We start from the raw sequence: 277 nt of genomic DNA on the forward strand, positions 1-277 counted from the left end.
AGGATGAATTTGAATACGGTGTCGGTATCCATGGTGAACCTGGCTATAAGAAAGAAAAACTCCAACCATCTGCTAAATTGGCTGAAGAATTGGTTGAGAAATTGGCAGAAGGCTTTGATATTCAAGATGGCGAACACTATGGTGTCCTTATCAACGGTCTCGGCGCAACTCCTCTCATGGAACAATATGTCTTTGCCAACGACGTTGCTCAATTGCTGGCTAAAAAAGGTGTGGTCGTTGACTACAAGAAAATCGGTAACTACATGACATCGATTGA

At 42.6% G+C, this 277-nt stretch carries 1 protein-coding gene; it reads left to right on the top strand.

What is annotated here, in order from left to right; translation table 11 throughout:
- Positions 1 to 277: dihydroxyacetone kinase subunit DhaK (locus tag C1G53_RS01770; protein ID WP_192873098.1), on the top strand; the 277-nt coding region annotated here is incomplete at both ends.

This window comes from Streptococcus suis, assembly GCF_002960445.1.
Classification (GTDB): domain Bacteria; phylum Bacillota; class Bacilli; order Lactobacillales; family Streptococcaceae; genus Streptococcus; species Streptococcus hyiners.